Genomic DNA, 25,285 nt, shown 5'->3' on the forward strand with positions numbered 1-25,285 from the left:
GAGCAGGGAAGTAATTCAATGAATGTAACTATAAGTGGCTTTTGAGACAGGTTGTGTCGCACCCAGAATTTCAATACGCCAAGCTGGCTTGTGTGAATCAAGTTGGTTGTGACTCACTACCTGTTCAGCACTCACAGCTTCGGCATTCATCCATGCTTCTAAGGCTCTAACTAGCTCAGTCACCTGATGCTGCAGCGAGTTGCTACAAACCATCAAATGAAGCAATGCCATACTGATCTGCTGCGCCAATACCTCTTTTTTGCTAGCGTTATTAAGGCTAAGTACATCACCCAAATCGCATTGCAATTCCGTGCGCACCCCTATTAGGCGCAACGTGTCTTGCACAGCCTTGGAAGCATTCAAATAGGAAGCGCGTTCTGAAATTATTTGCTTGAACTGATCGATGCGACGCAGTGCCAGTTGATAGTACAAAGCGATGAAATCTGCATCCAGCGGATCTGCGCTATCAAGACCCAGGATGTGGGGGCCATAGTGGCAAAGTGCTTTTGATGCTTCTTGGCTTAACCGAAGGTTCAGTTCGCACTCACGCACATGCAATTCACTCAATAGTGCATGGGGGTTACGAATCACTACGTAGTTAGTAGACATACATGCTGCCTTCAATACTAAAGCTGAATTGAAGACAAACTTTAAGAATTGATAGCGACAGGCTGTGTCGATGATGCAGTCTTAGTGCAGATGCAGGTGCAGGTGCAGGTGCAGGTGCAGGTGCAGGTGCAGGTGCAGGTGAGGAGGTTGACTATGCCCCCTTACTGCCAACTACTCAGCAGCGAGACGAAGTTTTGCTCGTTCAGGCACATTGCTAGCCATACGCAATTGATCAAGGTAATCAGCCCACTGCTGTATTTGTTCAAATCTTTTTGCTAAATACTTTGTTCGGTTGTAACTTCGACCGTTCGAGTCTTTGACTGCGTGGGCCAGATTGGCCTCGATAGCAAGTGGATCGAGGTCAAGCTGGTCAACCATCATCGTTCTAGCGCTGGCGCGGAATCCATGCCAACTTTGCTCATCGCCATAGCCCAAGCTGTACAAAGCAGTGCGTACCGAATTGTCTGACATTGGGCGATCGTGATCTCTCTGTCCTGGGAAAACATACTGCCCACGCCCACTCAGTGGCAAAAGTTCGCGCAGTAGCGCTACTGCTTGCTTCGGCAGTGGAACAACATGCGGCTCTCCCTTTTCTTTTTCTTCAACGGTGCGCTTCATCTTGGCGCTAGGAATAGTCCAAAGGGCTGCATCCAAATCCAACTCAGCCCATTCCATTGTTCGCAAATTGCCTGGACGCTGGTAAAGCAAAGGCGCTAGCAGCAAGGCAGTGCGAACAAATGGCCCGCCTTTATAGGCATACATGGCTCTTAGCAGATCACCAAAGCGCTCTGGCTCAACTATCGCAGGGAAGTTGGTGCCTCGATATGGTGTCAGCCGCGCTTTCAAGCCTTCCGTGATGTCTCTCTGTGCATTGCTGGCAGTTGGGAGCCAGTAACGCCAAATTTGGCGACACAGCATGAGTGCTCTGTCAGCTGTCTCAATAGCACCTCGGGCTTCAACTTTTTGCAGAACAGCCAACAGCTCCATCGGCTGGATTTCAGACATCTCTCGATCGCCAATCCAAGGAAAAGGTCTCTTTCCAGCTGGCTGAGCATTCGCTTAGCATGGCTGGGACTCCAGCGAGCAACCTGCTTGCCGTGCCATTCAAGCGCTACGGCCTTGAAGGTACTGCCAACGCCGGTAGGGTTGACCAGCTTTTCAACTTTCCTGGCTTTGGCCGGATCGACACCCTCCGCTTTTTGAAGCCTTGCCGCGTCACGCGCTCTGCGTGCAGCCGTAAGACTGACCTGGGGGTAGCTGCCCAAAGCTAGGCGACCCTCTTTACCATCCTTGCGATACTTCCAGAACCAACGACGAGATCCTGCAGGGCTAACCTCCAGATACAGACCTCCCGAATCTGCATATCTCTCTCTTTTAGCGCCGGGGGAACAAATCCTCTTTAGAAAGCCCTTCCACAGAGGGAAGTGGGGGAACAACGGGGGTAAATTTACCATTACCCCCGCTTTGTTCCCCCACTCGTTCCCCCACCAAGCATTGGCAGTGACTAGATCACCTTAGACAACATAAGACGCTAAGTCATTGATTTATCAAAAGAAAAAGGGGTTCAATGAACTTCATTGAACCCCTTTGGATGGGTGGGTGGTGGAGCTGGCGGGAATTGAACCCGCGTGCAGTCAAACAATAACAAGCACTTAGCACCGCCCGTGTGAAATCGGTGTGATTTCACCTCAAAGCATCCACAAAGCAGCACAACGACAGACAAGCTTGTGCTACTTCAATTTCCCCAATCTCACTCGAACCTGCGTCCGCATCATGCAGACAGCGGGTAAATTGTAATTGTTAGTGACGGCATACAAACGCAAAAAATCCCCCTCCAACCCGAAGGCCAGAGGGGGTTACTTATTTGGGCCATGCATCCTGCATCAGTCTGACATCAGCTGCGTGCCCATCAGCTTTTGCCGCGATTCCTGCACCAGCTTCTGCCAGTTTTGAACCTCCTGCTGCCATTGCTTCGAATACGGCTGTGCAGGTGGCGGCGTACTGACCGAGGGTTGCTTGGCTTGCGCGCTCGATACGTCCGGGCAGAGCGGCGAAGTCGCCATGCAGCCCTGAAGTAACACCGCGAAGATCAAGCAGCACACGATTGAGATCTTGCTGCGCCAGCTGGTTGGCTTGCTGTGTGGTTTGAAATTGCTGCAGTGCATCGACAAATCTCCCGTGTGTGTCGGCCAGGTCATGGGCCACGGCTGTGACGTTGTTGAGTTGGACTTGGGTCTGGCTGTGCTTGATGGCTTCGATCTGCCCAGACAGCCGCCAGCCATTGCTCACCCACCCAGCCCCAAAAAGCAAAGCCGCCAGAACGGCGGCCCAGATCAGCTTGAGCTTCGTAGTCATGCCCGCCCCTCGTGCGCCATGCTGTAGTGATTGCCATCCGGCGTGCTGAAGTCCCCGCCCCAGCGGCACAGCGGGTGCAGCGACTTCCAGTATTCGCCCAAAGGCTTATGGGCTTCTGTGGTCGTCAGATACTGGCCATCTTTGAAAAGGTTCAGGTCAATTGCTAAGCGCTGCTTGTGCACAGAGTTTGCAGAGCTGTACGACTTCTTCACGCCCACGTCACCGTGCACACGTGGGTCGCGGTATGCATCCCCAAGCGTCAGCTCATAGCCCTGCGCGTAGGCGTACTGGATCAGCTGCGCCACCAGCTTTGCAAACAGGCGCTGCTTCTGGCCGAGTGTCAGAGTGCTCATGCGTCACCACCTTTCTTCACGCTGCGCAGCTCTTGGATCACGTCCACCAGGTCACGCCCTTCCCGTTTTGCAATCGCTGTGAATGCCATGCGCACAATGGCCCAGCCGGGCAGTCCACAGGCGAACATGATCCCGCCGATAGCCACCATGGCCAGCATGTTTGCAGTCGGGTCCGGCACCAGCAGTTCTTCGTGCACGTCGAGCCAGAGGACGACAAGCGAGCCCAGCGACAAGCTGGACACCAGCGTGCTGATCAGCGCCACTGCCCATTCGCGCATGCTGCGCGGCGTTGTCATGCACATGACGACGATCGTGGCCAGGCCCGCAGCGACACCTCCCACCCCAAAGGCCCAGGCCAGCAGCTTCCAGCCGATGACGCCACCGGCTGCGCTTGATGTTGGTTCCATGTTCATCTTTCTGAAATGAAAAAGCCCCGGCAATGCGGGGCGTGGATAAAAGAAAACCCGCTTTGAGCGGGCTACTTGTTGCGCATGAGTGCGTAGATCAAAAGGCAGGCTATGACTGGCACCAGCCAATCCAGCACGCTTGGCACATTCCAGATGCGGGGATCAAAGCCACCCCATTGCGGCATATTGGCGCGCAGGCCGTGGCCGAACTCTTCAATCCAGCGGTACTCGGCTTGCGTGTGCTCGCGGGCTATCCACCAGATGCAGGCAGCAGCACCGCCCAGCCACCAGTTGCCTGTGGCTTTGCCGACTGCGAGCTGGGCTGCGACTGCGATGACGGCGTGAATCAGGGGTGTCAGATCCATCATGCGGCTCCAAAGAAAACCCGCGCCGGGGTGCTTGGCTGCTCAATCTCAAACTCAACAAGTTCCGGCACGCTGTCGCTCAAGTTGATGTGGAAGCCCGGCAGTGCTGCCATCTGCGGCGCATCGCCTTCTGGTGTTTGGACTATCTGGCCTGTGGGTCGGTGAATCGTGCCAATCACATCGACTGCGACATTTCCAATATAGGCTGGCCATTGATTATCTTCAGTCAGATATTCAGCGAATGCAGCACGGGCCGTGCTTTCGGAATTAAAGCGAAGGAATTTCATGCTGTGAGCCTTTGCATATTTTTGGGGGATAGTTGTGCACCATAACCAACTATTTGAAATATATGCGATGCCCCCAATACCGGACCTGAAGATGAAGCAGTGCAGAGGTCAATGTGTGTGCATATAGGAAACTCAAGCTCATGCGTCATTGAATTTGAGATAGTCCCATTTGAGGAGCTGGCAAAGTTTTTTCCATTCCAAGAGATAACGGATTTATATAGCCCTGTCGAAATATTCATTCCTGAAGCTACTGCATTAGAAGGACTTCCTCCATTATTACGAACGTAACTTGATCGAGCTATAGCGCCAGATGTTAGGCAATACGGGGTTCCGATATACCCATTACCCTCACTCCTTGCTCTGACTGGAAAGAATGTAGAGGACGCTGCTACGTCATAGCGACCATGGACAAATAAAGCACCTGCCCCTGCTGTCGTATACGGCACACTGACCTTATCCGTAGACCTCGTCACCGCCGCACCTTCTGTAGGGATGTAGCTTGTAGGGTAAGTGCCCTCCTCAAGTTGACACCCCCAGAACTCGAAAGAGTCCCCCGACGGCATATTTTGGTCTGGCCAAATAATGGGGGCCCAGCTAACCAAAGAACTGGTGGCAGTGTGCGACACCCAAATCCTGTACCAACCATTACCGATTTGCTGAATACCGTAACCTTCTGCAGAACCAGCGCTTGAGCCGACACCGGAAGGCGAAAGCAAAACGCTTCGCTGCATTCCAAATGCATTCCCATGCAGCAGTAGACGAATACTCCAGTTAGATGTATTCACTCCAAAACGCACGTAACAGGAGGCTGTGTATCTTTTGCCTTCCGTATATGACGTAGACCCGCTGCCTGCTGACAAGTATGTAGATGCTCCTGCAGTTGTAATAGTCGATGTGACTTTGACAGAGGTCTGTGAACCATTCGGCGCAATGTCGAATGCTGGTGTAATTTCAGTGCCAACTGGATTCCATTGCCCTGTAGATGCAGTAGGTGTACTTCTGATTAGAAGATTCGTCCTCGCCTCTTCCACCAACAACCCCAAGCATTTCCCGGTAGCGGGGTCATAGTCAATGCGCGGGGTATTGGCAGGCACGGTGCGCAGCTTGCCATCTGGCCCAAAGCATGTGGCACTACTTGCGCGGGTGCATTCAATGCGTGGGTCTACGCGCCCACTATTTGCAAAATCCAGCAGCAGGCTGGGGCGAATATCAGGCAGATCTGCAATTGCTGTCATGCGTAAGTCTCCGTGATGGTGCGGATTACGTTGTCAAAGCCGTGGAATTTCTTAATGAGCTGGGTGTTGCTTACCCACTCATGCCATACGTCACCAGGCTTGCTGTCTCGGGTGTGGCGCGTCACGCTTGTTGCACCCAGGGCGTCAAGAAAGGCCAGTTCGCCCAGATGCTGATTGCTGGGGAGCTCATTAGGAGCTGACCCCACATTGGCAATCGCAACGCATGCGGCAGCCAGGTTGTTGATGGCTGTCTGCGTGGCCGTGCTCACTGGCAGCTTTTCAACAAACACACCAGACGGCGTACCATCCGCAGCAATCTGCAGTCGGACAACGCCATTCGTGATGAGCTGCAGGATGTCGTTACCGGCAAAGCGCAGGCCCGTGTTTTCGTCAGCAGTGCCGCGCAAGCTGGGCGCGGCTACTGTGCCTGCGGCAAACTTGCCCTTGCCTGCACCATCACGGATGGCTGCGTAACTTGCAATCAGCTTTGCCGCCTCGGCTGTGAGCTCTTCCAAGTCTCCTCGCGTTGGCATGATTGCGTAAGCTTGGGCCGCTGCCGTGCTGCCCTTGTAGTTGGGGCTGATGCGCATGCTGGTCGCGCCCAAAATCTGCGTGATTTCGTAGCACTGACCATCAGGCCCGAGGAAGGTCTCACCAAGAGCTGCACCCTCCACCCAATCAGTGCCAACGCCTGTGACGGTCGCACTGTTGTTGGTCACCGTTGCGGTGCCGGTTCTATACCACCCCATTACTCACTCCCTTCTGCCGGTGTTTGCGGCCAAATGATGTTGTGCGGATCTGGCTGCTGCGTGATGTCGCGCAGCGCCTGCCGGTATGCGATCCATGCAGAATCAAGCGGCGCACCCTGCTCTTGCGCTCTGACGACACGCCAGTCGGTAGCAGCCAGCAGCTGATCGCGCTGTGCTCTCACATGCTCCCAAGCGGCTGCGGCTTCTGCATCAGCGTCTGTCACCCACTGATGTGTCTGCCAGTCCCAAGTTGCCAAAGGGCTGGGGCGCTCCGGCTTGGTGTGCCACACACCATCTGCCCACCAGTCACCTGCGGCGTGCCCCTCAATAAAGGTGCTGCCTGGCTGCAGGTTGAGCGCCACCTGGTCAACGGCGCCAGACAGCTCGCGCACAGGCGCGCCATGCTCGTCTAGTACGGTGATACAAATTTGTGTCATCGTTTTACCTCCATAGCGGACAGCCCTCTGTGCCAGTAATTCACTCTCACGGGGCTGGTATCCATGTTTCGCGCCTCAAGGCTGAGGGTGTAGACATGAACGCCAGCACCTGGAGAGTCCACAAGTGGCGGCAACGTCAGGTAGGTACGAGCAATCGCGCTGGTGCCGGATTCAAAATAAATCGTCGCATTCACGTCTAAGCGCCGCAACTCAGACCCATTTCGCTTCAAACGCACCCGCACCAGTGGGTTTAGAGAGCTTGTGAACCTACCGCTGGCCTGTAGCACCAAGCCCGCAAGCACAACAACACGGCCACCGGCGACTGACAGCGTGACGGTTTCAATCGCCACTTCCGTGTCGTGCACCGTGAATGACCCTTGATCATTTGAGAAAGCACCTACGGCAGAACTTACGGCTCCGTTGACCAAGTGCGATGTGTTGATGATGTTGCTGGCAGTCAAGGTGCCACTGAAAGAACCGCTGGCACCGCTGAGATTCCCAGAGAATGTGGCTGAGCCATTGCCCAAGATGGACAGGCCTGGCACCGCCAGCAATGCCTGTGTGCCCGTGGCCTGCAGGTTGAACGCGCGAGTGCCATCTGTGCTGCGGATCTCCACAGAGCCATCGCTGCCGAAATTCACTCCACGCACGCCAGCCTGGTAGTTGCTGGAGCGCAAGTAGTTAGAGCCAATGCTCCACCCACCCACCGTGCCAGAGGTTGCGTAGACAGTCCCGCGCACGATCACGCCGGAGAACTCTGCTACGCCGTCTGGCCGCAGCGTCCAGCCGCTGCTGCCCGCCACGTAGTTGCTGGATTTCAAGCTGCCACCAATGACGCCATTGCCTGCGGTGAGCTGCCCAGCGCTGATGGCGGTAGCTTGGATGCTGTCAGCAACCAGCGTGCCGAAGCGGGCCCACAGTGCAGTGACGTTGTTGATGTACGCGGCATCCATATAGACGCCAGCTGGCACAACCACGCCGTTGACCGTCTGCGCAGTTGTCTGCACAGAAAACGGCCTGACGTTCGCTACGCCTGAGCCATTCGGCGCTGCTACCCAGAAGATGTTGGCCAGCACGCCGAAATCGATATGCGCGCCTGCGGTCTGGCTGGAGGTGCCCGACAAGCCAAAGCCGCCGATTACCTGCTGCCCACCTTGGCCAAGCTGCATGCGCACGGTGTACTGAGCACCCAAGTGCCCCGTCTCATTTGCGCGCACACTTTGCTCCGTCTGAATGGCAGCCACAGCGTTGTTGGCAGTGGCTTGCGCCTGCGCAGCCGCTGCAGCCGCATCAGTGGCCGCCTTGTCAGTGACTGCTACCCATGCAGACCCATTCCAGCGCTTGGGCGTATTGGCACCACCAGTGCTGTCAATCCACAGGTTTTGCGCCAATCGGTCAGCCACAGCCGGTGCAGACGACCCGAAGATCACCTTGCCCTTGCTGCCTGCTGCATCACTTGCCGCTTGCGCGGCAGCCAAGGCAGCACTGTGATTGCTGGAGACGGTGGCAGCCAGTGTTTGACGTGCAGAAGCTTCTGCAGAAATAGCATTTGCACGTGCAGTCTGCTCTGCAGAGATAGCAGCAAAGGCTGCATCTACCGCATTCAGGCCTTCGGTTCGATTAGCCGCCACCGTAGCCGCTAGCAGCTGCCGCTGCGTGGCTTCTGCCGCATCAGCATCAGCCCGAGCTTGTGACTCTGACTGAATCTGTGCCTGCAGGCGCTGGTCTGTCTGCATCACCTGTGCGACAAGTGCTTGCTGCTGCTGTGCCAGGGCTTCGTCAGCCGTACTGCGGGCGGTGCTCTCTTGCGAAAGCGCCGCAGCTTGGCTATCGACTTTGGCCGCAAGCTGCGTGCGCTGCTGCGCTTCAGCTTGCAGACCTTCGGTGATGGCCGCACTCAGCTCAGTCCGCGCAAAAGCCAGAGCCTCTGCTGCCTCAGAGCGATTGCGCTCACCCGTCAGAATGTCACGCAGCAGCGCCTCTGCCGCCTTGTCTGCCGACTTATCCAAGCGGCGCGTGGCAATCACAGTTTGCGTAATGCTTGGCACATCTAGCGCACTGAGTGTTACCTCTGCACTAGATATGCGGTTTTCCAGACCCTGCTGCGCAGACTCCCACTCCGACCTGGTCACACGCAGGGCGATCTGGCCAGACAGTGCATCCAGGTTGTTTTCAGCCGTGGTCAGCCGCACTAGCGCCTGCGTCAGCTCTGCCGCGCTGGCCTTTTGAGCCAGCTGGCCGTTGACGCTGTTGAGCGCCTGCGTCACCGAGGTCACGCGTGCATCCAGGCCTTCGTACAGCAGCAGGTCTGCGGGGCTGAGCACTGCTTCAGCAATCTTGCCGTCTACGTATGCGGTGGTGGCTTTGAGCGCCAACTGGCCCTGCACTGCATCCAGCAGCACCTCCAGCTGCGTGACCTCATCACGCGTGGCTTCAAGCCCTGCGATCTTGACCGTGCCGCTTTCTGGGTCTACATAGACCCCAGCGTCCGTGATGCGCTCCAGCGCCCGGTCTGCAATCAGCAAGGCCTCAAGCGCTTGCCGGGCTGCAGCGTCAATCTCGTCACGCTTTTGCACATCGGCAGCAGCCAGGGCGGCCGTGGCTTGAATCAAGCCTGTGGCCACACCCAGCTCTGGGCGCCCAACATCCAGCACGTCAATCATGTCAACGCGGCCAGACAGGTCTGCATGCAGCTGGCTTTGAGTGATCTGTCCTTTAAGCACCTCACCCAAAGCAGCCGCGTCTTGTGCCGTCTGCGCAGTCACCGGGCCAGCCCAGTCGCCAGCTACACCGTCTTGCGTGACATTGCGCGCCCAGACATAAGCAGTGCTGCCCAGCGTCCACTCAAACGATGCAGGCCCAGCATAGGCTTCTGCCACTTTGGCGGCATCCGCAATGTCTGCAGTCACACCGGCCCACACTTCAGTGCGGCTGTGCCCGTGGCCTTGGTCGTAGACCGGCACATCCCAGCTCACCTGCACCGTGGCAAATGCACCAGTGGCAGCCAGGCCCGTGGGCACTGGCGGCGGCGTCACGTCTGGCTGCTGTACTTGCTCAAAGCTATCGCCCAGGTTGGCTACAAAGCGCACCACACCAGAAGAAAGCTGGCCTGCAGTGTCAATGGCTCGGATGCCAAAGGTCCACAAGCCAGCCTCGGGGCGGGTTGTCTCAAACTGCGCTTTGTATACGTCGTCAGGCTGGCCCAGCGGAGTCATGTCGCCCCACATATCAGTGCTGAGCGCTACATCGCCGGGCACATAGCGGATCTGCACGCCTGCAAGCGCTGGCGGCTTATCGCCCGTGTACTGCCACGCAAAGCGGCGCAGGCCACCGGCCAGCTCTTGCACGGTGAAGTTATCCACATTGCGCGGTGCACGCTGCACCAGCGTTGTGATGTAGAGCACCGCCGCAGACTGCCCCACTTGGCCGCCAGCGTTGAATGGACGCACCTCTACCAGCCACTGGCCTGGCCCATCAATGCGAAAGCGTGTGCGGCTGCCCACGGCGTTGGCATCGACCAGCTGCAGCTCTGAGCCGTCCACCCCTGCCCACACCTGGGCGTGGTCGTAGTCGCCTTCAACATCCCACAGGGCTGACAGCTCGTACCACTCTGTGTCCCCTTGCACGTTGACATGCTCTGTCACGCGCAGGTTTTTGACAGACGCACGGGCATGCTGCGGCAGCGCCGTCTGGCTGGGCGCAGGCACATAAGTGCCATTGAGCACGTAGTCCCAGAACTCAGGGCCTTCAGGTACGCAAGTGACTTTGGCGCCCTTCAGGTCGCTCTCTGGCTCCAAGCTGGTGACGCGCACACGGTAACCGGGGGTTGCTTTAAAGTCATAGCACCACAGCGTATCCATGGGGTTGTCGCCCTCGCCAGGCAGCGGCAGATCCTCGGGCCACTCACCAATCAGCGTCAGCGTATTGCTGGCTTCAGTCAGCGCTTGCACCTTCCAGACGCGGTAGTCACGGTCGCCAGGCAGGCGCAAGCCCAGGTGTGGAGTCTCCAGTGGAGGCACGGCTTCGTCCAGCGTGATCCGCACATCGTCACCCGCACGCTCAGCGGCCAGCACTCGGCCACCGTAGCCCCACTGCGTCAAGTCATGGCTGATAGACAGCACACTCAAACGGCGGTAGTCCAGATGCTCAATGTCTGCCGTGTAGCCAATCGCCTTGTACTGGTACAGCGACTGCGCCAGGTGGTAGCGCGCCATGATGGCCGCATGCGCCTCGGTTGTCACGCCATAACCGGGCACGCGGGCGGGATTGAGCATGGTAGTCACGCCGGGCGCTGTTACGCGCAGCGTCTGCGTTTCAAACCCCTTGTCACGGTCCACATACTGGTACTCGATGCCGTCAGCAGCATTGCTCAGCGCGTAGTCCACGCTGAAGCTGGCTTTGAGCATGTTGGCCATGTTGACCACAGCAGACACAGGCTGGCCGTCCGACACAAACACCGCTGTGGGGCGCGAGCCATCTGTCCATGAGAACTCACCCATCCCTGCAAGGGCCACTTCTTGACAGAAGTCGTGCAAGCTGATGCTGGATGTGATCCAGCGGTCATACGTGTAGCCATTGGCGGTGCAATGCAGCATGAACGCCTTGAGGCCATCGATATCAATCTGATCGTCGCTCAAGCCAAACCCAAATTGCAGCTTGCCCTTGTGCCAGATGCCGCGCAGCGTCTGCAGCAAGATCGCACCAGGATTGCTCAGGCCATTCTCGCGGGTGGTGGCAGTGGCCCAGGCGGTGCCCGTCCAGATCGGCATTGGCTTGGCGCGGTAGGTGACGCGCACGGTATCAAGGCTGCCGGAGATCTGCCCCGTGGCCTTGATCTTGATGCCAATGCGGCCAAACGCGCTGTAGTCCGTATTGTCTGGCTGCGTAGAGCGCAGCGACACCCAGGTCACTTGACGGAAACCATTCGTGCCATTCTGGTCAGTGCGCGCTACCTTCTTTTGCTTCATGCGGACTTCGTACTGGCCTTCATCAACAGGCTGCTGCCACGTCACGCGGCGGGGCTCTGCCTTGTTGTTTCCAATCCGCTTGACAGCACCTGTCAGCACACGCCATTCAGATGTGCCTACCTTGCGGTATTGCACTGTGATGTCAGAGTGCGCCCACAACAATCCCTTGTTGCCCTGCAAGTACATGACGTACTCAAGGTCAACCGCCAGCTGAATTGCGCCAGGCGAGCTGGTACGCGTGACCCAGGTTTCATCATCCTCAATAGCACCACCCGCCAGGCTGTCCATGTTGCTGGACAATGGGATCTTCTGGTTTGGCATGCCAGAAAAACCGTTGTAGTACACATCAACATCTTGGTAGCTGCTGATGGGTGTATCGCCAATGGCAAGATCAGCTGCGCTGTGCACGCCGACGCCACCAAGCAAGATAGTGCTCAGGTACTGATCTTCAGACTGGTGCCAGGTGTAAGGCTGGCTGGCCAGGTCTGGCACCACGCGCATCTCGCCAAAAAGCACGGGCACCGGCTCATAGGCTCTGGCGCTGTTGCGCTGGCTGCGCAGGCTGTAGACCTGCTTGGCTTCTTCAGGGGTGCCAGCTTTGGGAGTCTTGGGGCCCAGGACTTTGTTGATCAGGATGGAGCCTGCGACAAAGACGCCCATCTGCAGCGCGGAAAGCATCAAGCCTGCGTTAGCGGCTACATACGTACCGCCCATTGCACCATATAAGCCTGCAGCAAGCCCGCCGGAAAAATATGCCAACGCAGCAACAGCCACCAATTGCACTGCCTGCTTGCCAACGGTCGCACGGCACGCAATGTGCATCCCATGCTTGGGGTAAGTCTTGCCCCACATGCAGCGTGGGATCTCAGTGCCGCCAATCCTTACAGCCCACGCGCCAGACTCAATGCCGGGCACATGACGGCGCAGGAATGCCAGAAGGCTCTCGCCCTCTTGTAGGTCGCAGGGGATATTCTTTTGGCCGTCTAGCTTGATAGGGTCGGGGGTCAAAACAAATCGACCATGGGCATCAAACACAGCATCAATTTCTGCGCGCGTAATTTCCATGGCTATAACCCAATCCCAAATTCAACAAACGGCAGCCCCTTAACAGGCTCGCCTCCAAGCATTTCAATTGCGGCATTCAAACGATGCCAATCGTTAGCAAACGCTTGCGCACGGAGCATCGCAGCTTCCTTTTTCAAGGATCCATTGATGGCTTCATCGATAGTTACGCCGGTCATGGCCATGTGCCAATCCAGCAGAGAAAATGCTTGAATTGCTGTCACTGCGACCCTTGGCTCCAATAGGCCAAGCTTGTCTGCAAGCTTTGGCCAAACCACCAAAGCAGGTGGCCTCAAAGCCAGCAAAACCTCTTTTGACATTCCCCCTCGATCTAAAGCGGCCTGCATAAAACGAGAAGCCGTCATATCCAAAGTCGTGCGCAGCTCTGCAGCCAAGGCGGAGCTAATGGATCGCGCCTCTTGCTCGCGCAAATGCGTATCACGTTTACGAGTTAGATGCGCATTCCATAAAGCGCCAATCAAAATGGCGATCAGGCCAATTGCTGCACCAATAACGTTTCCCATCCAAGACTGCATATCCACTCCTAAGAAATAGTTAAAAATGCCAACGGTAATACCCCTCCACAGTAAGCCCGAGGCTGGGTAAGTCTTGCAAGCGGTGCAGCGTGCTGCCCCCTTGCATCCAAGAGGCCGTGTGCAGCACATGCGGCGCGTAACTGATAAAGAAATAGGTGCCGATATGCCCGGCACGCTCGGCACCAGGCTCGCGCATCAGGACGGCATCACCGTCTTGCGGCTGCTCTACGGGGGCGGCCAGCTGGTCGCGGTAAGCGTCGATCGCAGCGGCTTGCTCGGCAGGGTGCAGGGGGCGCGGGCGCTTGCCAGCCAGTTGTACGGATTTACCGAACAGCTCACGCTGCACCAGCATGGCCAGGTCAGCGCAGTCCATGCGGTGCGGGCAGTAGGGAATGCCAATAAAGCGGGTCACGTCCAGCATCAGAAGATCCCCGGCAAAGTGAACGGGTCTGCAATCACTTTGCAGGCGGCCTGTCGGCTCAGGTGGTCCACGCTGCAAGTGGCAGATGCTGCTGCACCGGTGATGCTGATTTGCGTCATGGGCAGCCAAAATGTGTGCACATGCTCATCTGGCCGGTCGCGCGCCACGATGATCAGCTTGGCCATGGTGGTGGTGCCTGGCTGCAGGCGCTCCAGCTCATCGCTGAAGCCGCGGCCCACGTTGTCCATCTGCAGCTGCATGCGCGGCGCTTGGCCGGATACGTCATCTGGCAGCGTGAAGCGAAACGGCAGTGCGATGTAGCTGGTGCCACGGCTCACAAAGTCCTGCACGTCATTGCAGATATGCATGGGGCCAGAGAAGCTGGGGTTGGTCACCTCCAGTAGCTCCACATAGCCCACATCGTCATGCAGGCGTTGGTTGCGAGTGCGAAAGGTTTCTGTCATCGCAGGTACTCCAGTGTGACGGAGCGCTTCGAATGTCCGTAACGGGCCGTCAACGGCTGCAGCTGCCCGATGCTGCCGTTTTGAAAGCGCACACTGCGGGTGATGCCATAAAGGCTGTCGTACCAATCAAACCAGCCGATACGCTTGATGGTGTCGAAATACCAAGCCTCAAACGCCACGGCGTCTTGCCTGGTCTTAAAAAACAAAGTGGCCGCCACATGGACGACCACCCTGCTTTGCCCGACCCGCATCTTGGGCAGACCTTTTTCCATCTCAGAAACAACAACGCCGGGGTCAAATTCTCGCCCGGCGCCGTCTCTGAGCAGCTTCACATAGCTTGGTAGTGCTGCCATTTATGCCATCCCCATACTCTTGCGCGCACGCATTGCTTGGCCGATTTGCCCACTGTCACTGGCCAGTTGGCCTGCTACAGCGCCAACAGAATGTTGCACCGCCTGCTCAACAACAACCTTCAAGATGCCAGCCTCAATGCCTGAGCTTTGAACGCGCATTGGTTCGCCGTTATTGATGATTTCGACTTTCATCACACCGCCAACAGGCGCTGCCGCGCCGCCGCCACCCACCAATCCACCATTGGCATAGCCATTGAGGCTATTGAGGTAGCCAAGGCCCAGGCGCTTGGTGGCAGCTGCGTTGATGACGTACTCGCCCTTGTGCACGATGCCTGCAGGCTCGTACTTGCCGCCGTCACCTGTGTAGCCGCCAGAGGAATACACCGCAGCGCGGTCTGCCGACATGCCGCCGAACATTCCACCAAAGACCCCGCCAAACAAGCTGCCAGCCATTCCCACAATGGCCTGCCTTGCCTGGATGCGGATCAGGTCAGCAATGATGGACTTCGCCATATCCGAGAAGCTCAGCTTGCCCGTCATTGCAAAGTTGACGATCGCATCCTCCATGCCTTGGAATGCCTTGGTGAACAGATTCGCCGTGTGTTCTGCTACGTTGGCCGCATTGGCTGCGTAGTTCTTCCAAGCGCGGGTTGCGCCGTTCTCCCAGCGACTTTCTGACGCCAGCCTTGCTGCCACACCCTCGTCGTACGCAATAAGCGCATCACTCAGGTAGTGCTTCTCCAGCGTAAGCCGCTCAGCAAATCGTCGCTCCATCTCTGCGGACAGCTTCCCGCCGGACAATATCTCCGCCTGCTCGCGCTGGGCATAGATGTCTTGCATGCGGTCCGCATATTGATCCTCGACCTGTTGCTTGCCGGACTGGATGCTACGTTCTTGGTCACCCATGCCTACGGAGGCAGCGTCGCGCTGAAACCCGCGCCGCAAGGTGTCCAAGTAATCCTTTGCCGCACGCTCTGCAGCCTTGAAGCTGGCTTGCTGGGCAGTTGCCGCCGAAGCAGATTCGATCGCCAGCACGGACGTCTGGAATGCAGCCTCTTCCGTAATCTTGGCAAGCTGCGCCCGGTTCTCAGCAATCTTGCGGTCGCGCTCGATGGCGTCCGCACCTTTGAGCGACTGCGCAGCCAGAATCCGGTTTTCTTCCTCAAGCTCGCGCCGCTTGGCGTCAAGGTGCATCTCCACAAAACCAATCTTGGCTTCGTAGTAATCCCTTTCATCCACCAGTCCAGCACGATGCAGGCTCTCGATGATGGCCTCAGAGCCGGTATAGACCGCTGTGATCTGGCTCATGGCCGCCTTTACCGCCGAGACTTCAGCGCGCATGAAGGCACCAGCTTCGCGCTCTGCAGATCTGTCGCCTTTTTCCCCGCCCTCTTTCTTTCGCAGCGCCTTGTCGCGCTCGACATTGAGCTTGGTTACTGCGGCAGTGTATTCAGCCAGCGTTATGACGCCAGTGCGCAAGCCCTCCTGATAGGCTGCCAAGTCGTCCGTGAACTGCTTCGTAATGCCGTTTTCGCGGGCGCTGATGTCCAGCAGCTTCTTGCTCGCCGCCTCCTGCTCGCGCAGGAAATTGGCACGACTGCCTCGAGTTGGGAAGTCCGCAGGGTTGATGCTGCCGCCGCCTGCGCCTGCACTTCCTGATGGGGATTTGCCATCCAGCTCATTTAGCCGCGCAATCGCTTCCTTAATCTTGTTGATATAGAGCTGCATGTCATAAGCAGCCGACTTCGCATAGATGTTGTCCGGCGCTTTGGACAATCTGGCATTGAGCTTATCCAGCTCTGCTTGCGAAATGCGCAACTCCTCATTCAGCGTCTTCTCGTTGTTGAAGAGCAGGAAGAAGAAGTCCGAAATGTTGCCTTTGTTTGCATGGAGCCTTTCGATCTCTGTGCTCAGGCCATCCATGTTGGAGGAAAAGCGGCCAATGCCAGACGCAGCCGCAGAAGATGCGCCAGAAATCTTATCCACGACTCCAACCAGGCGCAGGAAGCTGTTTTCAGCCTGCGTTACAGATTGCTCGATTGTCTGCGTCATCTGTGCAAACTCCTTACTCACAGAGTCTGCGGCTTTCTGCAAAGCCCCGAGCACAGCCTCTGCGGTCAACTCCCCAGCTTGACCCATTGCCCGCAGCTCGCCAATGCTTTTGCCCATGCCCTGAGCAATCGCCATAGCGAGCCGAGGCGTCTGCTCCATTACAGAATTTAACTCTTCACCACGCAGTGCTCCTGATGCGAAACCCTGCGACAGTTGAACCAATGCTGCTTGCGCGGAGGCGGCAGATCCGCCAGAAATTGTTATTGCCTGACTGATGGTCTTGGTGATCCCTAGCAGATCTGCATGTGAGATGCTTAGCTCTTTGGTGGATCGCGCTATTTGGGCATAGGTATCGACTAAGCCTGTGTATTGGACGCGTGAGGCTTGGGCAATCTCAAACAATTCGCGCTGTACAACCACAAGATTCGAAGCACTTTCAGTTACTAAGCTAAGCCGTGAAGCCACATTGGTAGATGCATCCGCCATTGACGCCAACTGACCAACAAACTGACTCGCCACTGTTGCAGCAGCGACCGTTTTAAGCACCCCAAATGCCGCTGAAAGCTCTCCAACGCCATCTGCCGCTTCTTCAGAAGATTTCCCAACAAGCCTAATATCTTGCGCTGCTCGTCCTGCATTTGCGGAGATATTGCGCATTCCATCGCCAGTTTTTTTTGACGATCGCTCCAAACTGCTGATGCTTTTCTCTGTTGCCTCGCCTTGGCGTGTCAACTGCTCCAGGCTTTTAATGCCGCGCTCTACGCCATCGGTGTCGACCTTGATGCCGATTGCTGCTATATCAGTCATTACGGGCCCCAATAAAAAAAGCCCGCAAATGCGGGCTCTTGTTTGAATATGTACTTGCTTCAGCTTTTCTGCTTTAGCAAATCAATGATTTCTTTCCTCTGATCCTCTGCTGTTGCAACAGACTGGACGCGGAATAGCACGTACGGGATGACGGCAAAGGCGCAAGCTGTTGCTGCCAATGCGGCCTGCTGGGGCGCCCCTGCGACAAAGAAAGAGGCAAACAAGCAAATCGCGCCAATGATTGCGCCGACAAAGACCAAAATTCGCATCACGCCTCCCTCATGCTTGTGGAATAAGTGCCGTCTGGCAGTGCTGGCACTTGCTGGCATCTTTGGGTACATAGCCGCGACAGTCAGGGCATTTCACATGCGTGTCTGGAGTAATCGCCGCGCCTGCGGCATCTTTGCCAAATGCGGCATTGCCAACTTTCGGCAGCACCAGCGCCAGTATCGCCAGTAGCGCAGGGGTTGCCACGCCAGCGGCAGCATTCACTACACTGACCAGCAGCCCAGCGACTGCCGACAAAATCAACCACCCGATCAGTGATCGCCCGCGAGACTGAGCCACCGCGCCTGCGACAAAGCACAGAGCCAGCGCCAGTAAAAAAAAGAACATCACGCCTCCTTATGAGATGGCCTAATGGTAGTCACTCGGCGGCTTTGCGCCAAGGCCTATGCTGGCTCTAATGCCAGCGCACCGCCCAAGAAAGCCTTGGCCTGATCTGCGCACTTCTGCATAAACGCTTTCCCATTGCGATCCGTCATTCGCATGATTTCATGCGCTCCGGGGTCATCGACAATATCGACAAGAAAGAACTTGCCTGCATCCTCAATGTAGAAAAGCACCCGGTCGCTAGTTTTTCTAGCCCTGTGCCTGAAGTCCCTTTGCCAGCGCAGATAGTCACTGGTACTGTTCTTTGGAATCAAGTGGCAGTGCGAAATCACATAAGCAACACCATCTACCGTTGGCCTTAGAAGTTTGGAGTCTTTTCCAAACCAAGGACTGTCGTATTCACGTGCGGGGTCTGCTTTCCACCACCGGAATTCATCCACCAAGTCAGCAAGCTCGACTGCAGGCAAGGCGCTTTTAAGCTCGTCGCTGACGAAAATAACCGGTGCCACTGCTCATGGCCCCTAGCGAAGGTTGTGCCGTTTTTTAAATGCATCCAAAGTGAACGCATCCGAGGTTGCAAGCGCCTCGAAACCTTGCATCAACCGGTCGGCGTCATTGCCATGGCGAGCACGAACCTCAGACTCTAGGTAATCGTCAGGGGTAGGATCAACCTGCTCCAAAAGATCCAAGAGCATTTCACGCATCGCGTGTGTGTCGGTGTTCGCAGAACGAAGGCGTTGTGCCCACTCGGCATGCTTGCGCCTTGTTTCTCTGGGAGCCAGTGCTAGCGTTCCTTCCAGCTCTTCAAATGAAAGCAACAGTTCGTCGAAAAGCCTGACCCAAACAGGCACTCTCGCAACAATTTGCTCAATGATCTGCTGCTTTTGCATTGGGTCTGCCCTCACCAACTCATCATTCACGCTTTTGCAAAAGTTCTGCAAACGAACCTTGAGCTGGGCAGCTTCTGCTTTCCGCGCCGCACCAGGCTCTAAGGATTGTTTCTTTGCGCGGGCTATATATGCATTAGCAAAAAGCTGCACAGACTCACTGACAGCGCCCATAGCTGCACTCACCTCTTGTAGAGGGGTGGCGATTGGAGTTGTGCAATATGTAGTCATGGCTGATCGCTGTTGGAGAGCACGCTAAGTATAGCAACCCATCAATTTCGCCAAGGTGGCGTCTGCTCACCCTTCTTGTGCGAGGCAACCAGCGCGCCATGCTCAATAGCTCTCACATCCGCAAACAGCTTGTGCTGCTCTTTTTTCTTGAGGCCCAGGCTCTTGATGCATGCCAGCACAGCGGTGTAATCAAGCCCTGCAACACAACCATCAGGCCTGTAGCGCCATTGCGTGCCGCAGAACTCGGTAAAGAACCATGCCGCCTGCGCATGACAAGGCCAGACGGCCACATCGTCGGGCAGGTAATCCTCCAGCTCAAAGCCTTCGGCCACCTCTGGCGCTTGCCAGTACATCACCCACCCGACATCCATCAGTTTCCCAGGCGCACGCGCTCGTATTCGCGGAAGTAGGCCTTGATGACTGCGCCCGCAAAGCCGGGATGCTTGGCTTGGGCTGCGGCGATGTTGTCTGCCGTGAAGGCATCAGCCAAACTCCAGCCGCTGGCAACTTCCAGCACTGCTTCAGCATCGCTGGGCTTTTCTTCGCGGAATTTCTTATCAAGCGCCACCATTTCTTCAGGGCTGCGCGCCTTGAATGTCACCTGCACTTCTGCGCTGGGCAGTCCCAAGCGGGGAATCAGCACAGGCAATTCAAAGGTGGGATCAGCTTCCAGCGTGAATTTAGGGTGTTTGCGTTCTGTCATTGCTTATCCTTGAGCGGGTCAACAAAAAGGCCCGCCGCGCCCTCCCCGCTCAAAGGGAAGAGGCGCGACAGGCGCAAAGGGTCAAGTCTTAGGACTTGTAGCGAATGGAGCGGGCCTTGCCGGACACATCCACGCGAACGCGGTTGATCTGGCCTTCTTGGCGAATCTCTTCTTCGTTCAGAGCCACAGTGCAAGGCAGCAGCGTGATCGAGCCATTGCGGTTGATCGTGCGCATGATGGTTGTGGTCTGCACTTCGGTCAGGTCCAGCAGCGCGTTGTAGCCGGGGGTGTCGATAGCGTCCGAGTCGATTTCCATGGTGCGGGACACCGGTGTCCAGCCGTCATTGATTTCGTACTCGTTCTCATCGTTTTCATAGCGGTACGTGACCTTCTTGGCCTCGCCACCGCTGGTGCTGGTGCTGATCACCTGGTCAATGTCCACCCATGTGATGGCTTTCTTGACCGAACCGGCGCCGCCACCCGGAATGTAGAACTCCGTGTTGCTGGTGTTGGCCTTCTTGCCTTCAAGTGTGAAGGTATCGGCATCCACCGACTTGACGCGGAACGAGCGATTGTTCAGGCGCGACCAGCCCGACTCGATCAGCACAATGTCACCAGCGACAAGGCCATGACCGGGAGCGGTACACACGGCCTCGGTGGCGTTCGAGATGGCGGTCACTGCGACTTCTTCAGCAAAGACTGTGCAAAGCGAGTGACGTGCGCCGGTAGGTAAAGATGGCATGTTTGCCTCCTTCTAAAACAACAAAACCCGCACAAGGCGGGTCATGGATTGGGTAAAGCCCTTGCGGGCAGCTAGTCGGCTAGGCCGTCGTCCAGCGGATGGACACAGGAATGCGCAGCCACCCCTCATCGGGGTAAGCCGTGCCAATGTCTGGGGAGTGGTACACCGTGACAGCGCCGCCAGCGAACTCCAGGCGCGTGCCAAGGGCAAAGTGCTGTGCAACCTTGTGAGCCAGATCCAGCGCTGCTACCTTGCCGCTCCCTGCCGGGTGAACTACCGTCACTTGCAAGATGCCGCGATCTTCCCGAACATCCAGCGATTCAGCATGGTCGATGGGTGTGTTGCGCAGCTGGTTGACCTGCAAATACGCTTGGCCGACTGTGGGTGTAAAAGCCACGTCTTCCCAGGCAATGGACGGCGCACCCGGCAGGGTCAACAAATGCGACTCTAAGGCCGCATCAATCAGGTTTGGGTTCATTTCAGCTCTCTGGCGGCCTTAGCCACCGCTTGGGCGTAGTTCTGCACGGTCAGCTTGACCATGCCAGCAGGAGCCTGCTTGGAGTAGCCGTGCTCCAGGCGCATCGCATACGGCAGGCTGTTGGTGATGAAGATGGTCTGCCCTGGCTTCCAGCCATCCACCTGCGTCTTGAGCAGGGTTCTAGCTGTTCCAGCAGATGGGTCCGCATTGCCGCCTGTGGCCGTAGACATAGAACCCATGGATGTCACCCAGTTGTTCTTAAAGCGCCCGGTGTCTACCGGCGAGCGGTCAATCAGCTGCCCACCAATCTCCAGCGCCGCCTTACGCACTACCACTTCAGCCTTGTCGCCTGCGGCCTCGCACAGCCTACGAAGATCAGCAGCAAACCCCATCACGCACCTCGCAGTTGCAGGATGTACAGCACAGGCACGCCAGCAGGAGCCACCGCGCCCACGTTCTTGACCGTGAAGGCCTTATTCACACCCAGGTGCATGGCCGTGACCGTGTGCGCGGTGGTGGGCACGACCTCAATCTGAGGCGCCAGCAACAGCTTTTGGTCGCCGTGCTGAATGACCGTGCCGTCGATTTCCCGCTGGGTGTAGTCCAGCAGCACGCCGATGCCCTCGGCAGTCGTGGCCGGATTGGCTGGCACAACGCCTTGGCCTGGGATGTAGCCACCGCCAGAGCCGGGGACGTTCAGCGTCACCGCCTGCCCCGCTTCCTGGATGGCTTCCAGCGCATCGGCTGCGATTTCGTCGTAGTCGATAGTCATGACCTACCCCCGCACCAGCTTCACACCCAGCGCATTACCCTCGGTCAGCCCCTTGAGTAGCGCATCAATCACCGGGTAGGAGGTCTTGCCGCCTTGCACCCCTTCTGCCCAGGTTGTGGTGATGGGGCCCACGGTCTGAGAAGTCTTGACGCGGCCATCGGTGTCCTTGACCAAATCACCCTTAAGCGCACGCGCAGCCGCCTCGCAGCACGCCGCTTTCACGCTGGTGTGCACAGGGTCCAGGCACTCAGGCTTGATGCTGTAGCTAGTCAGCAGAAACTGCGTGGCCTTGCGCAAGGCGACCTCACCCTTGGCGGCGTCATCCGTCCAGACGTGCCCGAAGTCTGCCATGTACTGCGCCGCATCCTCCAGGCTCACCAGTGAATCAAAGCCCTCATCGGGCGCGACGATCAGTGCCATGGCTTACTCCTTGGGCGCTTCTGGCTCAGGCTGCGCGGGCTGCTGCTCAGGTGCAGCTTGCTCCTGCTTGGCTTTGCCCTTGGTTTTGGCCTTGGGCGCTTCTGGCTCAGGCTGCGCGGGCTGCTGCCACACAGAGGCGCGAATCATGTCGATCAGTTCAGGCATACGCCCTCCATAGAAAAAGGCCCCGAGGGGCCTTGGTTTACAGGGTGCGCAGGAATGCAACCGGCACTTGCTTGCGTGCAAACACGCGGTCCCAAGTTGCACCGGTAGCCAGCACTGTGTTGCTGGGGTTGAAGGTGTCGGCCTTGTACTTGAAACCCGCAGGGTGCAAGATGAAGTGCTGGCGGCTGTAGATGATCTCCTGACCTTCGCCGTTACCAGCATCAGGCACGCGCTCCACTTCCATGGGGTTCTTGGGAGTGCCAAAGCCCATACGCAGCGTGCCAGACTGGAACAGCACAGCCAGGTACTTGAAGGGGTCTTCCTGCGTGCCAGCGCCGGTTACAGGCAGGCCATCGTCCACGATGACGCGGCGACCCAGGTAGGTCGGGAAGTTGATATTGGCTTCACCATCGCGCAGGTACTGGATCAGCTGGCGCTTTTGCAGGTTGGCGTACTGCACCGAGTGCATGGCGATGCTGTCCAGATCGTTCAAGCGGTCGCCCATGGTGGCAGTCGCGTTGATGATGGCATCACCGGCAATGGTCTTGTCAGACGCGCCAGATGCACTGTGGTCGTACAGCATGTCGCCGCTGTCGTTGGCTGTGTTGTCAGCCAGCACACCATTGAGCACAGCAATGGCCGCAGCCTGGAAGCGGCGAGCCCAGTAGCTGGCAATGCGCGAGCGGATGGTTGCCACTGGGTCGGGGCTGTGCAGCGCTGCCGCCAAGTCCATGCTGGACCAGGATTGGTTGCGCATCAGCTTGACCGCGATTTGCTCGCCGCCAGTAACCTTCTTGGGCGTGGACTTCTGAGCATCGTCGTCGCTGGACGAGTTTTCAGTGTCGTTGCCCAGGTCGTTCATGTGGCGAATGTGGAAGGTCGAGCCTTCGCCAGAGGCCAGACTTGCCAGCACATTGTCTTGCGCCACGATGCCAGAATTAAAGAAGGCAATCAGCGCAGGGTCTTCCAGCAGGAAGTTAGGCGTCCACAGCTCGGGGACGATCAAGTCAGAAAGTTTGGTCGTTGCCATAGTGTTCCTTTGTCATTAACGGTTTTTGGCTGCCATATGCTGCTCAGTGAGCGTCATGGTTGTCTTGCCCGCAGATGAACTACCCGCACCGGAGCCGCTTGCGCCAGAGCCCTTCAGGATGTGCTCCTTGTTGGGATAGGCATCGACCAGCGACAGCAGCGCCTCATCGAACCCGGCAGGCTCGCTGGGGTTTGCCTTGCTGTAGATGGCTTGGCCGTTCTTGTCGTAGGCCACAACACGCCCGTTTTCGACCTTGAACGCAGAGCCAAAGGCTGCTTGCACCAAGTCGGCAGGGATGGCCAGCTTCTCCGCAATCACCTTGGAGCGTGCGAAGTTGCCGCCGATCAGCTCGTTATGCAGTTGCTGCTCCAGCGCCTGCTTGGCTTTTTCGGCCTCCGACAGCTTGCTTTCCCAGTTCTTGGTGATCTCAGCGCGCACCTTGTCCACCTCGCCAGCGTCGATCAGCTTCTTTTGATCCAGCTTGGTTACAGTGTCCAGCGCCTTGGCCGCAGCCTCCGGGTCAATGCCTTCAAACGCCTTGAGCGCCTTTTCAGCCGCCTCAGCGCGTTCGCGGTGGCCCTTGGCCTCGCCGTTCAAGCGCTTGATGGCGGCGGTAGTCTCCACGGCGTCAAAGGCCACCTCTTGGCCGTCGTCGGTGACATAGACAGGCTTGCCGTCTTGCACGACGACATGACCTTGCGCGTCCAGTTTGAGTTTCATCTGCTTGCTCTTTCCGGCCATCCGGCCTGTGCTTTGGGCTATCCAGCCCGATGCGCCCTACTTGGCATCCACCGTGTTCGGGCAATAAAAAACCCACCGGGATTGCTCCAGGTGGGCGGGAATAAAAAAACCGCCCGAAGGCGGTCAACTCGTTTCCAGCGAGAAGTAATCAGAGAGGCAGCGCTACTTGCGCTTGGCTTGCCAGATGCTCAACACGCTGCTCCAGTGGGCTCTTGCGCAAGCGCCACTGATTCAGGCCACGACCGCACAAGCTGGCCACGGCCTTTTCGCTGGTGTACTCCAGCCAAGCCTTGTTGAACTCCTGCTGCCAGCCTTTGCCAGCATTCAGGTGCTCATCCAGCACATCTAAAGCCCACACCCGGAACTTTTTGGCAACAGCAGTGCGGGCAAACATACCCAGCAGATGGCAACCACGCAGGCTGAAAATGCGCACTTCCTGCAAGCCGCCAGCGGTCTGCATCTTGACCAGAGCAGTCATGTCCGATCGAAATTCGTCAGCATGGCGACGGTACAAATCACGAACTCGTGTAAAGGGGGTCGCACTTTGGGGACCCCCTTCCTTTGCATACAGCACCTGGGCAATTTCCTGCAGCGTCAAGTACGGCTGGCCGCTGTGCTGGATGACATTGAACTCAAAACCATTGAAGGTCAGTTTGCTCATTGGATTACCTTTTCAACGATGGAAACGAAAAAACCGCCTCGATGGGCGGTTTGCTGTATGGCTGCTTGACAGCTCTTGAAATGAGAAAAGCCAGCGCGGGACTGGCTTGGTTTATTTGACTAGCTTTGGCTTTGTCCGCCTTGGCTTTGGCGCTTTCACGATCTTCGGCTTTGGCGGCATCAGGTCGACGATCACGCCGCGCTTGTAGCAATGCGGGCAGATGCCCTTTTCGATCACCGTGCCTGCCTTGATCTTGCCGCCCACGATGCGATCCCCGTTGCGGATCATCAGCGTGTCCCTGCCGCCGCAGCGGCTGCACTGCAACATGCCATCGGGGCGTGCAATGTCCTTGATGCGCTCGACCATGGCGGTCTTGCGATCTGG

32 protein-coding genes and 1 pseudogene are annotated in these 25,285 nt (G+C 57.2%); all 33 read right to left on the reverse strand.

Annotated features, from left to right (window positions below):
- Positions 1-15: 15 nt before the first annotated feature.
- A complete protein-coding gene (locus B5M06_RS14685; RefSeq protein WP_054067868.1) occupies positions 16-609 on the reverse strand; it encodes a hypothetical protein in 594 nt (197 codons plus the stop codon).
- A gap of 171 nt (positions 610-780) precedes the next feature.
- Complete coding sequence (locus B5M06_RS14690; protein ID WP_420809986.1) at positions 781-1,527, reverse strand: tyrosine-type recombinase/integrase; 747 nt, start codon at positions 1,525-1,527, stop codon at positions 781-783.
- 30 nt (positions 1,528-1,557) lie between these two features.
- Positions 1,558-2,063 (reverse strand): annotated as a pseudogene (locus tag B5M06_RS17740) (tyrosine-type recombinase/integrase); the annotation flags it as partial.
- Positions 2,064-2,469: 406 nt separating this feature from the next.
- Positions 2,470-2,964, reverse strand: coding sequence for a hypothetical protein (locus B5M06_RS14695; protein WP_054067867.1), 495 nt, complete (start codon positions 2,962-2,964; stop codon positions 2,470-2,472).
- Positions 2,961-3,317: a M15 family metallopeptidase gene (locus B5M06_RS14700; RefSeq protein WP_205245391.1), complete on the reverse strand. Its 357-nt coding sequence runs from the start codon at positions 3,315-3,317 to the stop codon at positions 2,961-2,963. The genes B5M06_RS14695 and B5M06_RS14700 overlap by 4 nt, the downstream gene beginning before the upstream one ends.
- Entirely contained in the window at positions 3,314-3,724 is a 411-nt protein-coding gene (locus B5M06_RS14705) for a hypothetical protein (RefSeq protein ID WP_054067880.1), read from the reverse strand. The genes B5M06_RS14700 and B5M06_RS14705 overlap by 4 nt, the downstream gene beginning before the upstream one ends.
- Before the next feature lie 71 nt (positions 3,725-3,795).
- The gene (locus B5M06_RS14710; protein ID WP_054067879.1) at positions 3,796-4,089 is read right to left on the reverse strand and encodes a hypothetical protein; all 294 of its coding nucleotides are present in this window, start codon (positions 4,087-4,089) and stop codon (positions 3,796-3,798) included.
- Positions 4,089-4,376, reverse strand: a complete 288-nt coding sequence (locus B5M06_RS14715; protein WP_054067866.1) for a hypothetical protein — start codon at positions 4,374-4,376, stop codon at positions 4,089-4,091. The genes B5M06_RS14710 and B5M06_RS14715 overlap by 1 nt, the downstream gene beginning before the upstream one ends.
- Positions 4,373-5,611 (reverse strand): phage head spike fiber domain-containing protein, encoded by a 1,239-nt coding sequence (locus B5M06_RS17145; protein WP_162777478.1) that lies wholly within the window; start codon positions 5,609-5,611, stop codon positions 4,373-4,375. The genes B5M06_RS14715 and B5M06_RS17145 overlap by 4 nt, the downstream gene beginning before the upstream one ends.
- Positions 5,608-6,360 (reverse strand): hypothetical protein, encoded by a 753-nt coding sequence (locus B5M06_RS14720; protein ID WP_054067865.1) that lies wholly within the window; start codon positions 6,358-6,360, stop codon positions 5,608-5,610. The genes B5M06_RS17145 and B5M06_RS14720 overlap by 4 nt, the downstream gene beginning before the upstream one ends.
- A complete protein-coding gene (locus B5M06_RS14725) occupies positions 6,360-6,797 on the reverse strand; it encodes a tail fiber assembly protein (RefSeq protein ID WP_054067864.1) in 438 nt (145 codons plus the stop codon). The genes B5M06_RS14720 and B5M06_RS14725 overlap by 1 nt, the downstream gene beginning before the upstream one ends.
- Complete coding sequence (locus B5M06_RS14730) at positions 6,794-12,442, reverse strand: host specificity factor TipJ family phage tail protein (protein ID WP_162777477.1); 5,649 nt, start codon at positions 12,440-12,442, stop codon at positions 6,794-6,796. The genes B5M06_RS14725 and B5M06_RS14730 overlap by 4 nt, the downstream gene beginning before the upstream one ends.
- A 389-nt stretch (positions 12,443-12,831) precedes the next feature.
- Positions 12,832-13,362 (reverse strand): hypothetical protein, encoded by a 531-nt coding sequence (locus tag B5M06_RS14735; RefSeq protein ID WP_054067862.1) that lies wholly within the window; start codon positions 13,360-13,362, stop codon positions 12,832-12,834.
- A 19-nt stretch (positions 13,363-13,381) separates the two neighbouring features.
- A complete protein-coding gene (locus B5M06_RS14740; protein ID WP_054067861.1) occupies positions 13,382-13,783 on the reverse strand; it encodes a hypothetical protein in 402 nt (133 codons plus the stop codon).
- Positions 13,783-14,247: a DUF1833 family protein gene (locus B5M06_RS14745; RefSeq protein ID WP_054067860.1), complete on the reverse strand. Its 465-nt coding sequence runs from the start codon at positions 14,245-14,247 to the stop codon at positions 13,783-13,785. The genes B5M06_RS14740 and B5M06_RS14745 overlap by 1 nt, the downstream gene beginning before the upstream one ends.
- The gene (locus tag B5M06_RS14750) at positions 14,244-14,600 is read right to left on the reverse strand and encodes a hypothetical protein (protein WP_054067859.1); all 357 of its coding nucleotides are present in this window, start codon (positions 14,598-14,600) and stop codon (positions 14,244-14,246) included. The genes B5M06_RS14745 and B5M06_RS14750 overlap by 4 nt, the downstream gene beginning before the upstream one ends.
- Positions 14,601-17,459: a phage tail tape measure protein gene (locus B5M06_RS14755; RefSeq protein WP_080025286.1), complete on the reverse strand. Its 2,859-nt coding sequence runs from the start codon at positions 17,457-17,459 to the stop codon at positions 14,601-14,603.
- Positions 17,460-17,518: 59 nt separating this feature from the next.
- Positions 17,519-17,728 carry a hypothetical protein gene (locus B5M06_RS14760; RefSeq protein WP_080025287.1) on the reverse strand — a complete coding sequence of 70 codons (210 nt, stop codon included), beginning with the start codon at positions 17,726-17,728 and terminating at the stop codon, positions 17,519-17,521.
- 10 nt (positions 17,729-17,738) lie between these two features.
- Entirely contained in the window at positions 17,739-18,074 is a 336-nt protein-coding gene (locus tag B5M06_RS14765; protein ID WP_080025288.1) for a hypothetical protein, read from the reverse strand.
- A 56-nt stretch (positions 18,075-18,130) separates the two neighbouring features.
- Complete coding sequence (locus B5M06_RS14770; protein ID WP_054067855.1) at positions 18,131-18,580, reverse strand: hypothetical protein; 450 nt, start codon at positions 18,578-18,580, stop codon at positions 18,131-18,133.
- Between the two features lie 12 nt (positions 18,581-18,592).
- Entirely contained in the window at positions 18,593-19,132 is a 540-nt protein-coding gene (locus B5M06_RS14775) for a hypothetical protein (protein WP_054067854.1), read from the reverse strand.
- Positions 19,133-19,230: 98 nt separating this feature from the next.
- Positions 19,231-19,560, reverse strand: coding sequence for a DUF1799 domain-containing protein (locus tag B5M06_RS14780; protein ID WP_054067853.1), 330 nt, complete (start codon positions 19,558-19,560; stop codon positions 19,231-19,233).
- Positions 19,560-19,892 carry a phage tail assembly chaperone gene (locus B5M06_RS14785; protein ID WP_054067852.1) on the reverse strand — a complete coding sequence of 111 codons (333 nt, stop codon included), beginning with the start codon at positions 19,890-19,892 and terminating at the stop codon, positions 19,560-19,562. The genes B5M06_RS14780 and B5M06_RS14785 overlap by 1 nt, the downstream gene beginning before the upstream one ends.
- Positions 19,893-19,980: 88 nt before the next feature.
- A complete protein-coding gene (locus B5M06_RS14790) occupies positions 19,981-20,634 on the reverse strand; it encodes a phage tail tube protein (RefSeq protein ID WP_054067851.1) in 654 nt (217 codons plus the stop codon).
- Positions 20,635-20,713: 79 nt separating this feature from the next.
- Positions 20,714-21,112 (reverse strand): DUF4128 domain-containing protein, encoded by a 399-nt coding sequence (locus B5M06_RS14795; RefSeq protein WP_054067850.1) that lies wholly within the window; start codon positions 21,110-21,112, stop codon positions 20,714-20,716.
- Positions 21,109-21,504, reverse strand: a complete 396-nt coding sequence (locus B5M06_RS14800) for an HK97 gp10 family phage protein (RefSeq protein ID WP_054067849.1) — start codon at positions 21,502-21,504, stop codon at positions 21,109-21,111. The genes B5M06_RS14795 and B5M06_RS14800 overlap by 4 nt, the downstream gene beginning before the upstream one ends.
- Entirely contained in the window at positions 21,504-21,884 is a 381-nt protein-coding gene (locus B5M06_RS14805) for a hypothetical protein (RefSeq protein WP_054067848.1), read from the reverse strand. The genes B5M06_RS14800 and B5M06_RS14805 overlap by 1 nt, the downstream gene beginning before the upstream one ends.
- A 3-nt stretch (positions 21,885-21,887) precedes the next feature.
- Positions 21,888-22,304 (reverse strand): DnaT-like ssDNA-binding protein, encoded by a 417-nt coding sequence (locus tag B5M06_RS14810; RefSeq protein WP_054067847.1) that lies wholly within the window; start codon positions 22,302-22,304, stop codon positions 21,888-21,890.
- Between the two features lie 3 nt (positions 22,305-22,307).
- On the reverse strand, positions 22,308-22,469 hold the full coding sequence (locus B5M06_RS17150; RefSeq protein ID WP_162777476.1) for a hypothetical protein: 162 nt from the start codon (positions 22,467-22,469) through the stop codon (positions 22,308-22,310).
- A 37-nt stretch (positions 22,470-22,506) separates the two neighbouring features.
- Entirely contained in the window at positions 22,507-23,499 is a 993-nt protein-coding gene (locus tag B5M06_RS14815) for a major capsid protein (protein WP_162777475.1), read from the reverse strand.
- Positions 23,500-23,514: 15 nt separating this feature from the next.
- Positions 23,515-24,219, reverse strand: a complete 705-nt coding sequence (locus B5M06_RS14820) for a DUF6651 domain-containing protein (RefSeq protein WP_054067878.1) — start codon at positions 24,217-24,219, stop codon at positions 23,515-23,517.
- Between the two features lie 169 nt (positions 24,220-24,388).
- Positions 24,389-24,901: a hypothetical protein gene (locus B5M06_RS14825; protein WP_054067845.1), complete on the reverse strand. Its 513-nt coding sequence runs from the start codon at positions 24,899-24,901 to the stop codon at positions 24,389-24,391.
- Between the two features lie 111 nt (positions 24,902-25,012).
- Positions 25,013-25,267, reverse strand: a complete 255-nt coding sequence (locus B5M06_RS14830) for a hypothetical protein (protein WP_240183944.1) — start codon at positions 25,265-25,267, stop codon at positions 25,013-25,015.
- Positions 25,268-25,285: the final 18 nt, after the last annotated feature.

Source organism: Comamonas kerstersii, from assembly GCF_002056725.1.
Lineage (GTDB): Bacteria > Pseudomonadota > Gammaproteobacteria > Burkholderiales > Burkholderiaceae_C > Comamonas > Comamonas kerstersii.

Bases quoted from the DNA above. Each gene is read 5' to 3' on its own strand.
- B5M06_RS14685 (WP_054067868.1), bottom strand. From the start codon at position 609: ATGTCTACTAACTACGTAGTGATTCGTAACCCCCATGCACTATTGAGT.
- B5M06_RS14690 (WP_420809986.1), bottom strand. From the start codon at position 1,527: ATGCTGTGTCGCCAAATTTGGCGTTACTGGCTCCCAACTGCCAGCAAT.
- B5M06_RS14695 (WP_054067867.1), bottom strand. From the start codon at position 2,964: ATGACTACGAAGCTCAAGCTGATCTGGGCCGCCGTTCTGGCGGCTTTG.
- B5M06_RS14700 (WP_205245391.1), bottom strand. From the start codon at position 3,317: ATGAGCACTCTGACACTCGGCCAGAAGCAGCGCCTGTTTGCAAAGCTG.
- B5M06_RS14705 (WP_054067880.1), bottom strand. From the start codon at position 3,724: ATGGAACCAACATCAAGCGCAGCCGGTGGCGTCATCGGCTGGAAGCTG.
- B5M06_RS14710 (WP_054067879.1), bottom strand. From the start codon at position 4,089: ATGGATCTGACACCCCTGATTCACGCCGTCATCGCAGTCGCAGCCCAG.
- B5M06_RS14715 (WP_054067866.1), bottom strand. From the start codon at position 4,376: ATGAAATTCCTTCGCTTTAATTCCGAAAGCACGGCCCGTGCTGCATTC.
- B5M06_RS17145 (WP_162777478.1), bottom strand. From the start codon at position 5,611: ATGACAGCAATTGCAGATCTGCCTGATATTCGCCCCAGCCTGCTGCTG.
- B5M06_RS14720 (WP_054067865.1), bottom strand. From the start codon at position 6,360: ATGGGGTGGTATAGAACCGGCACCGCAACGGTGACCAACAACAGTGCG.
- B5M06_RS14725 (WP_054067864.1), bottom strand. From the start codon at position 6,797: ATGACACAAATTTGTATCACCGTACTAGACGAGCATGGCGCGCCTGTG.
- B5M06_RS14730 (WP_162777477.1), bottom strand. From the start codon at position 12,442: ATGCTTTCCGCGCTGCAGATGGGCGTCTTTGTCGCAGGCTCCATCCTG.
- B5M06_RS14735 (WP_054067862.1), bottom strand. From the start codon at position 13,362: ATGCAGTCTTGGATGGGAAACGTTATTGGTGCAGCAATTGGCCTGATC.
- B5M06_RS14740 (WP_054067861.1), bottom strand. From the start codon at position 13,783: ATGCTGGACGTGACCCGCTTTATTGGCATTCCCTACTGCCCGCACCGC.
- B5M06_RS14745 (WP_054067860.1), bottom strand. From the start codon at position 14,247: ATGACAGAAACCTTTCGCACTCGCAACCAACGCCTGCATGACGATGTG.
- B5M06_RS14750 (WP_054067859.1), bottom strand. From the start codon at position 14,600: ATGGCAGCACTACCAAGCTATGTGAAGCTGCTCAGAGACGGCGCCGGG.
- B5M06_RS14755 (WP_080025286.1), bottom strand. From the start codon at position 17,459: ATGACTGATATAGCAGCAATCGGCATCAAGGTCGACACCGATGGCGTA.
- B5M06_RS14760 (WP_080025287.1), bottom strand. From the start codon at position 17,728: ATGCGAATTTTGGTCTTTGTCGGCGCAATCATTGGCGCGATTTGCTTG.
- B5M06_RS14765 (WP_080025288.1), bottom strand. From the start codon at position 18,074: ATGTTCTTTTTTTTACTGGCGCTGGCTCTGTGCTTTGTCGCAGGCGCG.
- B5M06_RS14775 (WP_054067854.1), bottom strand. From the start codon at position 19,132: ATGGGCGCTGTCAGTGAGTCTGTGCAGCTTTTTGCTAATGCATATATA.
- B5M06_RS14780 (WP_054067853.1), bottom strand. From the start codon at position 19,560: ATGGATGTCGGGTGGGTGATGTACTGGCAAGCGCCAGAGGTGGCCGAA.
- B5M06_RS14785 (WP_054067852.1), bottom strand. From the start codon at position 19,892: ATGACAGAACGCAAACACCCTAAATTCACGCTGGAAGCTGATCCCACC.
- B5M06_RS14790 (WP_054067851.1), bottom strand. From the start codon at position 20,634: ATGCCATCTTTACCTACCGGCGCACGTCACTCGCTTTGCACAGTCTTT.
- B5M06_RS14795 (WP_054067850.1), bottom strand. From the start codon at position 21,112: ATGAACCCAAACCTGATTGATGCGGCCTTAGAGTCGCATTTGTTGACC.
- B5M06_RS14800 (WP_054067849.1), bottom strand. From the start codon at position 21,504: ATGGGGTTTGCTGCTGATCTTCGTAGGCTGTGCGAGGCCGCAGGCGAC.
- B5M06_RS14805 (WP_054067848.1), bottom strand. From the start codon at position 21,884: ATGACTATCGACTACGACGAAATCGCAGCCGATGCGCTGGAAGCCATC.
- B5M06_RS14810 (WP_054067847.1), bottom strand. From the start codon at position 22,304: ATGGCACTGATCGTCGCGCCCGATGAGGGCTTTGATTCACTGGTGAGC.
- B5M06_RS17150 (WP_162777476.1), bottom strand. From the start codon at position 22,469: ATGCCTGAACTGATCGACATGATTCGCGCCTCTGTGTGGCAGCAGCCC.
- B5M06_RS14815 (WP_162777475.1), bottom strand. From the start codon at position 23,499: ATGGCAACGACCAAACTTTCTGACTTGATCGTCCCCGAGCTGTGGACG.
- B5M06_RS14820 (WP_054067878.1), bottom strand. From the start codon at position 24,219: ATGAAACTCAAACTGGACGCGCAAGGTCATGTCGTCGTGCAAGACGGC.
- B5M06_RS14825 (WP_054067845.1), bottom strand. From the start codon at position 24,901: ATGAGCAAACTGACCTTCAATGGTTTTGAGTTCAATGTCATCCAGCAC.
- B5M06_RS14830 (WP_240183944.1), bottom strand. From the start codon at position 25,267: ATGGTCGAGCGCATCAAGGACATTGCACGCCCCGATGGCATGTTGCAG.